We start from the raw sequence: 13,188 nt of genomic DNA on the forward strand, positions 1-13,188 counted from the left end.
GGAGGAAACGTTGAGCAAAGAGATCCTGGTGTCGTACGGGGTCGACATCGACGCCGTCGGTGGTTGGCTCGGCTCCTACGGTGGGGAGAACTCACCGGACGACATCTCGCGCGGCATGTTCGCCGGGGAGGTCGGGGTGCCCAGGTTGCTGGAGCTGTTCCGCCGCTACCAGCTCACCCAGACGTTCTTCTGGCCCGGACACTCGATCGAGACGTTCCCGGAGCAGTTCGACGCCTGCGTCGCCGCCGGGCACGAGATCGGGGTGCACGGGTACAGCCACGAGAATCCGATCGCGATGAGCCGCGAGCAGGAGATCGCCGTCCTCGACCGGTGCGTCACGCTGATCGCCGAGCGGGCCGGGAAGGCGCCGACCGGGTACGTCGCGCCGTGGTGGGAGTTCAGCCCGATCACGAACGAGCTGCTGCTCGACCGCGGTATCAAGTACGACCACTCGCTCATGCACCGTGACTTCGAGCCGTACTACGTCCGGGTCGGGGACAACTGGACCAAGATCGACTATGAGGGTGCCGCCGAGGACTGGATGAAGCCTCTGGTCCGGGGTGAGGAGACCGATCTCGTCGAGATCCCGGCCAACTGGTACCTCGACGACCTGCCGCCGATGATGTTCATCAAGGCCAGCCCGAACAGCCACGGCTTCGTCAACCCGCGCGACATCGAGCAGATGTGGCGGGACCAGTTCGACTGGGTGTACCGCGAGAACGACTACGCCGTCTTCACGATGACGATCCACCCCGACGTGTCGGGCCGACCGCAGGTGCTGTTGATGCACGAACGGCTGATCGAGTACATCAGCGGCCACGAGGGTGTCCGCTGGGTGACCTTCGACCAGATCGCCGACGACTTCGTCCGGCGCAACCCCCGCAAGGCGAACCGGTAACCGTCGGGCGCTCCGCGGCGGCAGCGCACGGCGGTGCCGCCGCGGTGACCACCTGGCGGTGTCTACCTCACCCCGGGCGGGGCGACGGTGGAGGAACGCACGACGAGCTCCACCGGTAGCTTCACCGACCCGACCTCCTCGTTACCCATGAGGCGCAGGAGCCGGTGCACCGCGGTGGCGCCCATGACGCGTGGCTGGGTCCGGATGGACGTGAGCGGAACGGGGAGCTGTGCCGACACGTCCGCGTCGTTGAAGCCGACGACCGACAGCCCGGTCGGAACGGTGATGCCGAGATCGCGGGCGACGCCGAGCGCGCCGATCGCGGCGTCGTCGTTGATGGCGAATATCGCCGTGGGCCGGTCCTTGTCGCCCAGGATCACGCGCGCGGCTTCGACGCCTCCGTTGACGCCGAATCCGGACGGCACGATGAGGCGCCGGTCCTGCCTGAGGCCCGCTTCCTTGAGCCCGTCGAGGAAGCCCGCGACCCGCTCGCTCGCGGTGCTCGCGTCCTTCGGTCCGGCGATGATCCCGCAGCGCTGGTGACCCAGCTCGACGAGGTGGCGGGCGGCCAGTCGGCCGCCCTCGTAGTCGTCGCTGGTCACGGACGGTAGATCGGTGTCGGCGTGCCGGCTGAGCAGCAGCACGGGGGTGTTGCCGACGTTGAGCGAGGCCAGGAACGGCGGGCCGGGCCGACGGAGTCCGCTAAGGATCAACCCGTCCACGTAACGGCCCACGACGAGGTTGATCGCCTTCTTCATCGCGACCAGGTCGTCCTCGGGGCTGGACAGCAGGACGGAGTACCCGGCCTCCTCGGCCGCCTGTTGGACGCCCTGGTACATCTTGGCGATGACGCCGTCGGTGAGTCGGGGCATCACCGCGCCCAGGACGCCGGTCCGGCGGGTGCGCAGGCTCGCGGCCCACGGATTGGGCTGATAACCGAGCTCGCGGGCGGTCTCCCGGATCTTCAGCGCGACGTCCGACCAGCCGTCCGGTGGTGGGGCCTGACGCAGGACGCGGGACACCGTGGACACGTGCACACCGGTCCGACGGGCGATCTCCTTGAGCGTCACCCCACGGCGGCTCACGCCCTCCGCGTCAAGACTCATCGTCCACCTTTCCGGGAAGACCTTGACTGTTCCGTCCCGTGGTCCTTAGTGTACGTGAACCAGGTCACGAGAACGTTTGCGCGAACGTTAGCACGCAATGGTCGGCGGCCCCGCTCAGGGGAGCCGGCGTTACGAAGACGTTGTTCGCGGGCGGACGGATACGCCGCGAGCACCCTTTCCCGGCAGCCCGGTCAGGGCTGCGAGCCCACGGATGAAAGTGACGGCCTTCGCGGCCGGCGACCGCAGAACCGCAAACCGCACAACCGGAGGAACGCAACTCCTCAGTCGGCAAACCGAAGGTGACGGACACACTCCCACGTTGATGGGCCTTCCCTGCGACTGCCGCACAACAAAGGACGTCCCGCGGGCGTCCGAGCTGTCATCCAGCCGAAGCCACCGCAGACGGTGTAGCTCATGGGAATCCGAAGGATTTAGAGATGGCGACAACCGTGCCGCAGAACTCCAAGTTATACAACGAAGACATCGCCCCGAGATCCGAGGCCGGTCACTGGAAGGCCTGGGACCTGTTCGCCTGGTGGATGTCCGCCTGGCACAGCCTCGGTGGCTACGCCATGGCGGTCGGCCTGATCGTCCTGGGCATCAGCGGTTGGCAGATGGCCGTCGGCCTGATCGTCGGCCTGGTGATCATTTACTTGTTCAGCAACCTGATGGGTGCCGCCGGCCAGAAGGTCGGTGTGCCGTTCCCCGTGTTCGCGCGGATCTCCTTCGGCGTGTACGGCGCGAACATTCCCGCCATCCTGCGTGCGATCGTCGCGGTCGCCTGGTACGGCATCCAGACCTACCTGGCCTCCGCCGCGGTCATGCTGCTGATCGTCAAGGTGTTCCCGTCCGCCAAGGGGATGACGACGGCCTCCTTCCTCGGGCTGTCCGGGCTGGGCTGGCTCTGCTTCCTGGTGCTCTGGGCGGCTCAGCTCGCTGTGCTGTGGCGAGGCATGGAAGCCGTGCGGAAGCTGTCCGACTTCGCGGGGACGACGATCTGGGTGGCGATGATCGCCCTGGCCGTGTGGGTACTCAACCGGGCGCACTGGAGCCTGAACTGGAACTACCGGGAGGCCGTCAGCAACGCGCCGGGAGGCACCTTCGTCGCCCTGCTCGGCGCAATCTTCATCACCACCGCCTATATGGGCGGTCCCATGCTGAACTTCGCCGACTTCACCCGGTTGGCACCCAACGCCCGCGACGTGCGGCGGGGCAACCAGCTCGGACTCCTCCTCAACGGTGTGGCGTTCGGCGTCGTCTCGGTCGTCATCGCACTGGCCTCGGTGAAGGTGTACGGGAAGGCGGTGACCGACCCGCTGCAGATGCTGGCCGACATGGACAGCGTCGCGATGCTGTTGGTCGCGATCATCTCGGTGGCGATCGCCACCGTCGGCATCAACATCATTCTCAACTTCGTCTCGCCGGCCTACGACTTCGCCAACGCGGCACCGAAGTACATCAGCTTCCGCACCGGCGGCGTCATCACCGCGGTGCTCGCTCTGCTGGTCATGCCGTGGAAGCTCTACTCGAACCCCATCGCCGTGAACTACTTCATCGGCGGTGTGGGTGCGACCATGGGCCCGCTGCTGGGCATCACGCTGGTCGACTACTACCTGGTCCGGCGCGGGGTCGTGGACGTCGCGGCGCTGTACTCCGACGATCCGAACGGGCCGTACTTCTACCGGAAGGGCTTCAACCGCAAGGCGATCGTGAGCCTGGTGATCGCCGGGGTGGCCGCGCTGGCCGCGGCGTACGTTCCCGCGTTGAGCGTGCTCGCCCACTTCTCCTGGCCCATCGGGGTGCTGCTCGGCGGCGTGAGCTACTACCTCCTCAACGGGGCCGAACGGGCGGCGCTCGCACCCAGACCCGCGCCGGCGGTTGTCGCAAGTGGAGAGTCCGTGGCGTCGTAGGACGCGCAAAGGAATAGGTTCATGATGAATCGCAGCAGGAACCTGGCCGCTGCTCAGATCGACCGCCTCACCGCCGACCTGCACGCCCTTGCGGAGTTCGTGGATGCGTCGATGCCCGGCTGGACCCGGCGCGCTCTCGCCGAGCCCTATCGGGAGTCGAGGTCCTGGGTCGCCGCGCTGATGAAGTCGGCGGGTCTGGAGGTGTCCCGGGACAAGGCGGGCAACATCCTCGGACGGCTCCCCGGTCAGGGGAGCCGTCCGGGGGCCCTGGTCACCGGATCACACACGGACTCCGTGGTCGGCGGCGGTCGGTTCGACGGAATCTGCGGGGTGCTCGGCGCGATCGAGGCCGCACGCTGTCTTCAGGAGTCGGGCGTCCAGCTCGTTCACGACCTCCTGGTCGTCGACTTCTTCGGCGAGGAGACGAACGACTTCGGCTTCGGCTGCTTCGGCAGTCGTGCGGCGGCCGAGGGGATCCCGGAGTCGTTCCTCGACCGTCGCGACCAGGACGACGTGCCACTGCACGAGCGGCTGGCCGTGGACGGGATCGATCCCGGCGAGATCGGTACGCCGGTGTGGGTGCCCGGCACGGTGAAGGCGTTCGTCGAGCTCCACGTCGAGCAGGGGCCGACGCTCGCCGAGCAGAACCTGCCGATCGGGGTAGTCACCGCGATCACCGGGATCGAACGGCTCATCGCCCGGTTCCTCGGCCGCGCCGACCACGCCGGGACGCGGGCGATGACCGACCGCCGGGACGCCATGGTGGCCGCGGCGCAGGCCGTACTCGCCATCCAGCGGACCGGCTGCGAAGCGCCCGTGCACGGCGTGGCGACGACGACGAAGGTGGAGAACGCCAACCCGTCGCCGAACGTCGTCGCGTCCCGGGTGACGTTGCAGAGCGAGCTACGCAGCATCGACGCATCCTGGTTGCACGGCGCCCGCCGCCGGGTCTCGGAGCAGATCCTGGAGGCGGCCCAGGCATGCGGGGTCGACGTCGAGGTCGACTGGTCGACCGACAACGAGGTCGTACCGACCGACCTGGTCGTGCAGGACACCACCGCCGGTGTGCTCGACGGACTCGGCATCCCGTGGATGCCCATCCCCAGCGGGGCGACACACGACGCGGTGCACATGGCGACGCTCGCGCCGGCCGGAATGATCTTCATCCCGTCCCGTAACGGCGGGATCAGCCACTCACCGGACGAGTGGACCGACGCGCAGGACATCGCCACCGGCGTCGACGCGCTGGCCGCCACCCTCGTCGCGCTCGACCGCACGGTCGCCTGACGCGCCGACCTCCCGACAACGTGACAGAAAGCGGGTACTGACATGAGAATCGCGGTCGCCCAGGTCGGCGGGATCCAGCTGTCAGAAACGCGCAGGGCGGTCGTGGGCCGTCTCGCGAACCTGCTCGAGCAGGCCGCCGACCAGCGTGCGGACCTGGTCGTCTTTCCGGAACTGACCCTCACGACGTTCTTCCCCCGGTACTGGTACGACGACGCCGCGGAGGCCGACCGGTTCTTCGAGCGCAGCATGCCGGGCGACGACGTCGCCCCGCTCTTCGAACTGGCAGCGGACCGAGGTGTGGCGTTCTACCTCGGGTACGCGGAGATCGATCCGCGGGGACGGCGCTTCAACACGTCGATCCTGGTCGACAGGTCAGGCCGGATCGTCGGCAAGTACCGCAAGATCCATCTGCCCGGCCACGCGGAGCGGCTCGACGACGTACCCGCCCAGCATGCCGAGAAGCGGTACTTCGAGGTGGGAGACCTCGGCTTCGGGGTGTTCGACGTCGACGGCGTGAAGGTCGGCATGTGCCTGTGCAACGACCGCCGGTGGCCTGAGGTCTACCGCTGCCTGTCCCTGCAGGGGGCCGAGGTCGTCGTCCTGGGCTACAACACGCCGGTCTTCGTGCCGGGGTGGCAGGAGGAGCCGCACGCCAAGATGTTCACCCACCTCCTGTCGCTTCAGGCGGGCGCGTACCAGAACTCCGTGTGGGTGGCGGCCGCCGCGAAGTGCGGTTACGAGGACGGCCACCACATGATCGGCGGTTCGGCGATCGTGGCGCCGAGCGGGGAGATCGTCGCGAAGGCGCGCTCCGAGGGCGAGGAGCTCATCGTCGCCGACGTCGACCTGGGCCTCAGCGAGATCTACCGCACCAGTGTCTTCAACTTCGCCGCCCACCGCCGGCCCGAGCATTACCGCCTCATCGTCGACCGGGTGGGTCGCGGCGAGCCGGTCCCCGTGTCGTTCGACCAGCCCCCGGTCACAACCGCTGCTAGGAGAGACGCATGAACAAGATTCTGCTTGAAGGTGGAACGGTAGTCAGCTCCGCAGGCCGTACGACCTGCGACGTCCTTGTCGTCGACGACCGGATCGAGGCGGTCGGGGACTTCTCCAACGTGCCGCTCGGCGAGGTCGAACGGGTGGACTGCCGCGGCAGGTACGTGCTGCCCGGCGGCGTGGACGTACACACCCACATCGACTCACCGATGATGGGCACCAACACCGCCGACGATTTCGAGTCCGGGACCAAGGCCGCGGCGGTCGGCGGCACGACCACGATCGTCGACTTCGCCATGCAGCCCGCGGGGCACCGCCTGCTGGACTCCCTGGAGGCCCACCACCGCAAGGCCCAGGGCAAGGCCGTCATCGACTACGGCTTCCACATGTGCATCACCGATCTGTACGAGGGCGCGACCAAGGAGTTCGCCGACGTCGCGACCGCCGGGGTCACCAGCTTCAAGGTATTCATGGCCTACCGGGGTTCGCTGATGCTGCACGACGGCGAGATGTACGACGTCCTGCGGGCCGCCAACCGCGTCGGCTCCCAGGTGTGCGTGCACGCGGAGAACGGTGACGTCATCGACCGGATCGCCGACGACCTCATCGCCGCCGGGAAGACCGGCCCGGCCACGCACGAGATCGCCCGGCCGCCGTCCACCGAGGTGGAGGCGGTACAGCGGGCAATCATGATCTCGAAGCTGGCCGGGACGCCGATCTACTTCGTCCACCTGTCCACCGAGGGCGCGGTCGCCGCGCTCAGCGCCGCCCAGGCTGACGGCCTCCCGGTCGCCGGCGAGAGCTGCACCCACTACCTCGCGCTCGATCGCAGCGTGTACGACGAGCCGGGCTTCCTGCCGGCGAAGGCCGTGCTCACCCCGCCCCTGCGTACCAAGGAGCACCAGGATGCGCTGTGGCGCGGGATCGCCGCGGGCTCGTTGAGCGTCGTCAGCTCCGACCACTGCCCGTTCTGCCTGGAGGAGAAGCAGCGGCTCGGCGGGGACGACTTCCGGAAGATCCCGAACGGCGGGCCGGGCGTCGAGCAGCGCATGAGCGTCATGTACGGCCGTGGTGTCGCCGAGGGCCGCATCACGTTGGAGAAGTTCGTGGACGTGACCTCCACCGCGCCCGCCAAGCAGTTCGGGCTGTTCCCGAAGAAGGGCAGCGTGACCCCGGGTTCCGACGCCGACATCATCGTCCTCGACCCCAACGGCGAGACGGCGATCTCCGCGGCCACCCAGACGCAGGCCGTCGACTACAGCCTGTACGAGGGCTGGAAGCTGCCGGGCCGGATCGACGCGGTCTACTCCCGCGGCGAGCTGATCGCCAGCAACGGCAAGTACGTCGGGCGTGAGGGGCGCGGGAACTTCATCGCGCGGGCGTCGCTGTAACAGGCCTTTCGCCGCGGGTGGCCGGATCCCGGTCACCCGCGGCGACCAACCACCGATGACAACGAGGACAACCGAGGAGAAGCCGACATGACGACGGTGCGCGCGGCTCTGGTGCAGGCCGCCTGGACGGGGGACAAAGAAAGCATGATCTCCCACCACGAGGAGCGGGCGTACGAGGCGGCCGCGGCGGGTGCCCAGGTCATCTGCTTCCAGGAGCTGTTCTACGGTCCGTACTTCTGCCAGGTGCAGGACACCAGGTACTACGAGTACACCGAGGCCATCCCCGGCCCGACCACCCAGCGCTTCCAGGCCATCGCCAAGGAGCTCGGTCTGGTCATGGTGCTGCCGATGTACGAGGAGGAGCAGCCGGGAGTCCTTTACAACACCGCCGCCGTGGTCGACGCGGACGGCAGGTACCTCGGCAAGTACCGCAAGCAACACCTCCCGCACGTGAACGGTTTCTGGGAGAAGTTCTACTTCCGTCCGGGCAACGGTGGATACCCGGTGTTCGACACCGCGGTCGGCAAGGTCGGGGTCTACATCTGCTACGACCGCCACTTCCCGGAGGGCTGGCGGGCGCTCGGACTGAACGGCGCGCAGATCGTGTTCAACCCCAGCGCCACCAGCGCGGGCCTGTCGGAGTACCTGTGGAAGCTGGAGCAGCCCGCCGCGGCGGTCGCCAACGAGTACTACGTCGGCGCCATCAACCGCGTCGGTATCGAGGAGCTCGGCGACGACGACTTCTACGGCAGCTCCTACTTCGTCGACCCGGAAGGCGCGTTCGTGGGCGACGTCGGCGACCGCAGCACGAACGAGTTGATCGTTCGTGACCTGGACATGGACCTCATCCAGACCGTCCGCAACCGCTGGGCCTTCTACCGCGACCGCCGTCCGGACGCGTACGCGGACCTCGTCCGCCCGTGATCGGCGTCGGCTGACGCCTGTCCATGGCACCGGCTATAGTCACGATGAACAAGTACATATTGCGCTGTTCGAACCGCAGCGGGAGAGTCCATGCCGATCGGGCATGGCGCCGAAGGAGCAACTCTCCCCAGAATCTCTCAGGCACAATGACCGCCGCGGCGAGGCGACTCTGGAAAGACAGGGCCCGTGCGTCCTGCGCCAACGGTGCAAACCGCTCATACCGGGCGGTGAAGCTCTCAGGCCGTGATGACAGAGGGGGAGGTTACCCACCACGGCTGCGCATCCGCGGAGCCACGACCAGGGGAGCCTCCCGAATGACGCAACCGGTGTCCAGGCAGACGCCTCTTCAAGGCAGCCACGCCCCGCTCGGCGCCACGGTCGGGAAGGGTGGCGTCTGATGGCGATCAGTGTGTTCGACCTGTTCTCCATCGGCATCGGACCGTCGTCGTCGCACACGGTCGGCCCGATGCGCGCCGCCCGTACCTTCGCGCTCGGCCTGAAGCAGGACGGTGTGCTCGAGCGCGTCGCCCGCGTGCGAGCGGAGCTGTTCGGATCGCTCGGCGCCACCGGACACGGACACGGCTCGGACCGGGCGGTCATCCTCGGGCTGGAGGGGGAGACGCCGGAGGAGGTCGACACCGCCACGGTGCTGCCGAGGGTGACCGAAGCGAAAGCGGCGGGGTCGGTCCGGCTCCTGGGCGAGCACCCGGTGGCGCTGGCCGAGGCCGACCTGGTGCTGCACCGCCGTGCCACCCTGCCGTTCCACCCGAACGGCATGCGGTTCACCGCGTTCGACGCGACGGGCGCGCCACTGCGCGAACGGACGTACTACTCGGTCGGCGGAGGCTTCGTCGTCGACGAGACCGCGACCGGCGCCGACCGGGTGAAGCCCGACGACACGGCTCTGCCGTACCCGTTCGGCACCGCCGAGGAGCTGTGCCGGCGGTGCGCCGACACCGGGATGTCCATTTCGGACCTGATGCTGGCGAACGAGACCGTGTGGCGGCCGGAAGCCGAGGTACGGGCGGGGCTGCTGCGGATCTGGCAGGTGATGCAGGACTGCGTCCAGGCCGGTATCACCAACCAGGGCGTGCTGCCCGGTGGGTTGAAGGTGCGTCGCCGTGGGCCGGATCTGTACCGCCGGCTCGTCGAGGACCCGTACTCCACCGACCCGCTGCGGGTGATGGACTGGGTGGACCTGTTCGCCCTCGCCGTCAACGAGGAGAACGCCGCCGGGGGAAGAGTGGTCACCGCCCCCACGAACGGCGCGGCCGGGGTCATCCCCGCCGTGCTGCACTACTACCGCCGGTTCGTACCGGGCGCGTCGGAGGACGGCGTGGTCCGGTTCCTGCTGACCGCCGGCGCGATCGGTGTGCTGTACAAGCAGAACGCATCCATATCCGGGGCAGAGGTCGGCTGCCAGGGGGAGGTGGGCTCCGCCTGCTCGATGGCGGCGGGGGCGCTCTGCGAGGTGCTCGGGGGTACCCACACCCAGGTCGAGAACGCGGCCGAGATCGGCATGGAGCACAACCTCGGCCTGACCTGCGACCCCGTCGGCGGCCTGGTTCAGGTGCCGTGCATCGAACGTAACGCCATGGCCGCGGTGAAGGCGATCAACGCGGCCCGGATCGCGCTGAGCGGCGACGGTCAGCACGTCGTCAGCCTCGACAAGGTCATCAAGACCATGCGCGAGACCGGCGCCGACATGAAGGTCAAGTACAAGGAGACCGCCCGGGGCGGCCTCGCCGTCAACGTCATCGAGTGCTGAGGTTCACCGACAGAATCGACAGAAAGGTGCCAGCCGTGCCAGACATCCGCGTGACCGGTGAGCCCGTCGACCGCCAGGAGGAGGTGCTCACCCCGGCGGCGCTGGAGTTCGTCGCCGACCTCCACGCTCGTTTCGGGGCACGGCGCAAGGAGTTGCTCGCACGGCGGCGGGAGCGCCGCGCGGAGATCGCCCGAACCGGGCGGCTGGACTTCCTGCCGGAGACGGCGGAGGTGCGCCGGGCCGAGTGGCGGGTGGCGCCGGCGCCCGCGGACCTCACCGACCGGCGCGTGGAGATCACCGGCCCCACCGACCGCAAGATGGCGATCAACGCGCTCAACTCCGGGGCCCGGGTATGGCTCGCCGACCTCGAGGACGCCAACACCCCGCACTGGCGCAACGTCTCGGGGGGCCAGGTCAACCTGGCCGACGCGGTCCGCCGTACCCTCTCGTACCGCTCCCCGGAAGGCAAGCGGTACGAGCTGGGCGACCACCCGTACCCGACGATCGTGATGCGGCCCCGCGGCTGGCACCTCGACGAGCGGCACCTCCTCGTCGACGGCGAACCGGTGGCGGGGGCGTTCGTCGACTTCGGACTGTACTTCCATCACAACGCGGCCGAGCTGCTCGCCCGCGGCAGCGGTCCGTACTTCTACCTGCCCAAGACGGAGAGCCACCTGGAGGCCCGGCTGTGGAACGACGTGTTCGTCCACGCCCAGCAGGCGCTCGGGATCCCGGTCGGCACCGTCCGGGCCACGGTCCTCATCGAGACGATCACCGCGGCGTTCGAGATGGACGAGATCCTGTACGAGCTGCGCGACCACGCCTCCGGTCTCAACGCCGGCCGCTGGGACTACCTGTTCAGCATCATCAAGAACTTCCGGGATGCCGGGCCGGCGTTCGTGCTGCCCGACCGGGGAGCGGTCACCATGACGGCGCCGATGATGCGTGCGTACACCGAACTGCTGGTCTCGACCGGCCACCGCCGTGGCGCGTTCGCGATGGGCGGGATGGCGGCCTTCATTCCGAGCCGGCGCGACCCGGAGGTCAACGAGCGGGCGCTGACGAAGGTCCGCGAGGACAAGGAGCGCGAGGCACGTGACGGCTTCGACGGTTCGTGGGTGGCCCACCCCGACCTCGTGCCGGTGTGCCGGGAGGTCTTCGACCGGGTCCTCGGCGACCGGCCCAACCAGGTCGACCGGCTGCGGGACGACGTGCGGGTGGCGGCCTCCGATCTGCTGAACGTCCGCGCGACCCCCGGCCGCGCCACCGAGCAGGGCCTGCGCGACAACGTCTCGGTGGCCCTGCGGTACCTCGACGCGTGGCTGCGCGGCAGCGGCGCCGTCGGGATCAACAACCTCATGGAGGACGCCGCCACCGCCGAGATCTCGCGGTCGCAGATCTGGCAGTGGCTGCACAACGGCGTCGTCCTGGACACCGGCGCACCGGTAACCGCCGACCTCGTCCGGCGGATCCTCGACGAGACCGGCGGTGACCGGGTCGACGGCGGCAGCTTCACCGAGGCGCGCGACCTCTTCGAGCGGGTGGCGCTCGCCGACGACTTCGCCGATTTCCTCACCGTGCCCGCCTACGAGCTGATCGACTGAGGCGGGCATGGCCATCGACAGCGGCCGGCTCGTGCTGGACGAGGCCCTGTTCGGCGAGCTCGACGTGCGGCTCGCCGAGACGGACACCCGGCTCGCCCGGGACTACCCGGGCGACCCCGGCACCCGGCAGCCGGTGCACACCGTGTACGTGCCGGCCGACCGGTTTCGCGGCGGCACCGTGGCCGACTGGGGCCGCACGGCGCTCGCGCTGCTCGACGAGCACGCCCCGGACGCCGCCGCGTTGGCGGCGGCCACCGGAATCGACCCGGCCGTGGTGGCGCAGGTCTTCGACCGGGTCCGCGCGAAGCTGGCGACCGAGCCGATCGAGGACCTGCGGGTGGACTTCGAAGACGGGTACGGCTGGCGCGGCGACGGTACGGAGGACGCGGCCGCCCTCGCCACCGCCGACGCGCTGGCCGACCGCCCTGGCGCGCCGTTCTTCGGGATCCGGTTCAAGTGCCTCGAGCGGGCCAGCCGCCGACGCGGGCTGCGCACGCTCGACCTCGTCCTCGCCCGGCTGCTCGACCGGCGGGGCGCCGACGGACTGCCGCCCGGGTTCGTGGTCACCCTGCCGAAGGTCACCGCCGTCGAACAGGTCGAGGCCATGGTGACGGTCTGCCGGTGGCTGGAGGACGCCCACGGGCTGCCCGACGGGCGGCTGCGGTTCGAGATCCAGGTGGAGACGCCGCAGTCCATCCTCGCGTCCGACGGGACGGCGGCGGTGGCCCGGATGGTGCACGCGGCCGCCGGACGCTGCGCCGGACTGCACTACGGAACCTACGACTACAGCGCCTCGGTGGGCGTGGCCGCCGCGTACCAGAGCATGGACCACCCTGCCGCCGACCACGCCAAGGCGGTCATGCAGGTCGCGGCGGCCGGTACCGGCGTGCGGTGCTCCGACGGCTCGACCAACGTGCTGCCGGTCGGCGGTACCGCGGAGGTACACGCGGCGTGGCGGCTGCACGCCCGGCTGGTCCGCCGGTCCCTCGAGCGCGGCTTCTACCAGGGCTGGGACCTGCACCCGGGGCACCTGCCGACCCGGTTTCTCGCCACGTACGCGTTCTTCCGCGCCGGCTTCGGTGCGGCCGCGGCGCGGCTCGCCGCGTACACCCGGCGGGCGGAGTCCGGGGTGCTGGACGAGCCGGCGACGGCGCTCGCCCTCGCCGGTTTCCTGACGCGTGGCCTGGACTGCGGTGCGCTCGACGAGCCCGAGGTACGGGCGGCGACCGGCCTGGACCGGACCGCGCTGGAGGAGGTGGCGCGGCGTCGCTCCGGGGTCGGTGGAGGCTCGTGATCCGGGTTTC

The 13,188-nt window shown here is 69.3% G+C and carries 10 protein-coding genes and 1 riboswitch; of the genes, 9 read left to right on the forward strand and 1 reads right to left on the reverse strand.

The features are described 5' to 3' along the window. Window positions 1–10: 10 nt before the first annotated feature. On the forward strand, window positions 11–898 hold the full coding sequence (locus HC031_RS25645; RefSeq protein WP_167927983.1) for a polysaccharide deacetylase family protein: 888 nt from the start codon (window positions 11–13) through the stop codon (window positions 896–898). Between the two features lie 62 nt (window positions 899–960). On the opposite strand, the gene HC031_RS25650 is transcribed toward HC031_RS25645, so the two are convergent. After that, the gene (locus HC031_RS25650) at window positions 961–2,004 is read right to left on the reverse strand and encodes a LacI family DNA-binding transcriptional regulator (RefSeq protein WP_167927984.1); all 1,044 of its coding nucleotides are present in this window, start codon (window positions 2,002–2,004) and stop codon (window positions 961–963) included. Between the two features lie 437 nt (window positions 2,005–2,441). Here HC031_RS25650 and HC031_RS25655 point away from each other — a divergent pair, with 437 nt between their 5' ends. The 8 genes from HC031_RS25655 (at window position 2,442) to HC031_RS25690 (ending at window position 13,178) form a co-directional block, all read left to right on the forward strand. Next, the gene (locus HC031_RS25655) at window positions 2,442–3,914 is read left to right on the forward strand and encodes an NCS1 family nucleobase:cation symporter-1 (protein WP_167927985.1); all 1,473 of its coding nucleotides are present in this window, start codon (window positions 2,442–2,444) and stop codon (window positions 3,912–3,914) included. Between the two features lie 21 nt (window positions 3,915–3,935). Continuing rightward, complete coding sequence (locus HC031_RS25660; protein ID WP_205863249.1) at window positions 3,936–5,201, forward strand: M20 family metallo-hydrolase; 1,266 nt, start codon at window positions 3,936–3,938, stop codon at window positions 5,199–5,201. 42 nt (window positions 5,202–5,243) lie between these two features. Beyond that, window positions 5,244–6,209, forward strand: coding sequence for an N-carbamoyl-D-amino-acid hydrolase (locus tag HC031_RS25665; protein ID WP_167927986.1), 966 nt, complete (start codon window positions 5,244–5,246; stop codon window positions 6,207–6,209). Next, a complete protein-coding gene (hydA, locus tag HC031_RS25670) occupies window positions 6,206–7,588 on the forward strand; it encodes a dihydropyrimidinase (protein ID WP_167927987.1) in 1,383 nt (460 codons plus the stop codon). The genes HC031_RS25665 and hydA overlap by 4 nt, the downstream gene beginning before the upstream one ends. Window positions 7,589–7,675: 87 nt before the next feature. Further along, window positions 7,676–8,512, forward strand: a complete 837-nt coding sequence (locus HC031_RS25675; RefSeq protein ID WP_167927988.1) for a nitrilase-related carbon-nitrogen hydrolase — start codon at window positions 7,676–7,678, stop codon at window positions 8,510–8,512. A 69-nt stretch (window positions 8,513–8,581) separates the two neighbouring features. Beyond that, window positions 8,582–8,675: riboswitch (glycine riboswitch) on the forward strand. A 234-nt stretch (window positions 8,676–8,909) separates the two neighbouring features. Further along, window positions 8,910–10,280, forward strand: a complete 1,371-nt coding sequence (locus HC031_RS25680) for an L-serine ammonia-lyase (RefSeq protein ID WP_167927989.1) — start codon at window positions 8,910–8,912, stop codon at window positions 10,278–10,280. A gap of 44 nt (window positions 10,281–10,324) precedes the next feature. Then, the gene (aceB, locus tag HC031_RS25685; protein ID WP_476704276.1) at window positions 10,325–11,884 is read left to right on the forward strand and encodes a malate synthase A; all 1,560 of its coding nucleotides are present in this window, start codon (window positions 10,325–10,327) and stop codon (window positions 11,882–11,884) included. A 7-nt stretch (window positions 11,885–11,891) separates the two neighbouring features. After that, window positions 11,892–13,178, forward strand: a complete 1,287-nt coding sequence (locus tag HC031_RS25690; protein WP_167927991.1) for a DUF6986 family protein — start codon at window positions 11,892–11,894, stop codon at window positions 13,176–13,178. Window positions 13,179–13,188 lie beyond the last annotated feature (10 nt).

The organism is Planosporangium thailandense, assembly GCF_011947195.1.
In the GTDB taxonomy this organism is placed as follows: domain Bacteria; phylum Actinomycetota; class Actinomycetes; order Mycobacteriales; family Micromonosporaceae; genus Planosporangium; species Planosporangium thailandense.

What these genes read in the sequence shown, in the direction of transcription:
- HC031_RS25650 (WP_167927984.1), bottom strand. Translation starts at nt 2,004, where the DNA reads ATGAGTCTTGACGCGGAGGGCGTGAGCCGCCGTGGGGTGACGCTCAAG.
- HC031_RS25655 (WP_167927985.1), top strand. Translation starts at nt 2,442, where the DNA reads ATGGCGACAACCGTGCCGCAGAACTCCAAGTTATACAACGAAGACATC.
- HC031_RS25660 (WP_205863249.1), top strand. Translation starts at nt 3,936, where the DNA reads ATGATGAATCGCAGCAGGAACCTGGCCGCTGCTCAGATCGACCGCCTC.
- HC031_RS25665 (WP_167927986.1), top strand. Translation starts at nt 5,244, where the DNA reads ATGAGAATCGCGGTCGCCCAGGTCGGCGGGATCCAGCTGTCAGAAACG.
- hydA (WP_167927987.1), top strand. Translation starts at nt 6,206, where the DNA reads ATGAACAAGATTCTGCTTGAAGGTGGAACGGTAGTCAGCTCCGCAGGC.
- HC031_RS25675 (WP_167927988.1), top strand. Translation starts at nt 7,676, where the DNA reads ATGACGACGGTGCGCGCGGCTCTGGTGCAGGCCGCCTGGACGGGGGAC.
- HC031_RS25680 (WP_167927989.1), top strand. Translation starts at nt 8,910, where the DNA reads ATGGCGATCAGTGTGTTCGACCTGTTCTCCATCGGCATCGGACCGTCG.
- HC031_RS25690 (WP_167927991.1), top strand. Translation starts at nt 11,892, where the DNA reads ATGGCCATCGACAGCGGCCGGCTCGTGCTGGACGAGGCCCTGTTCGGC.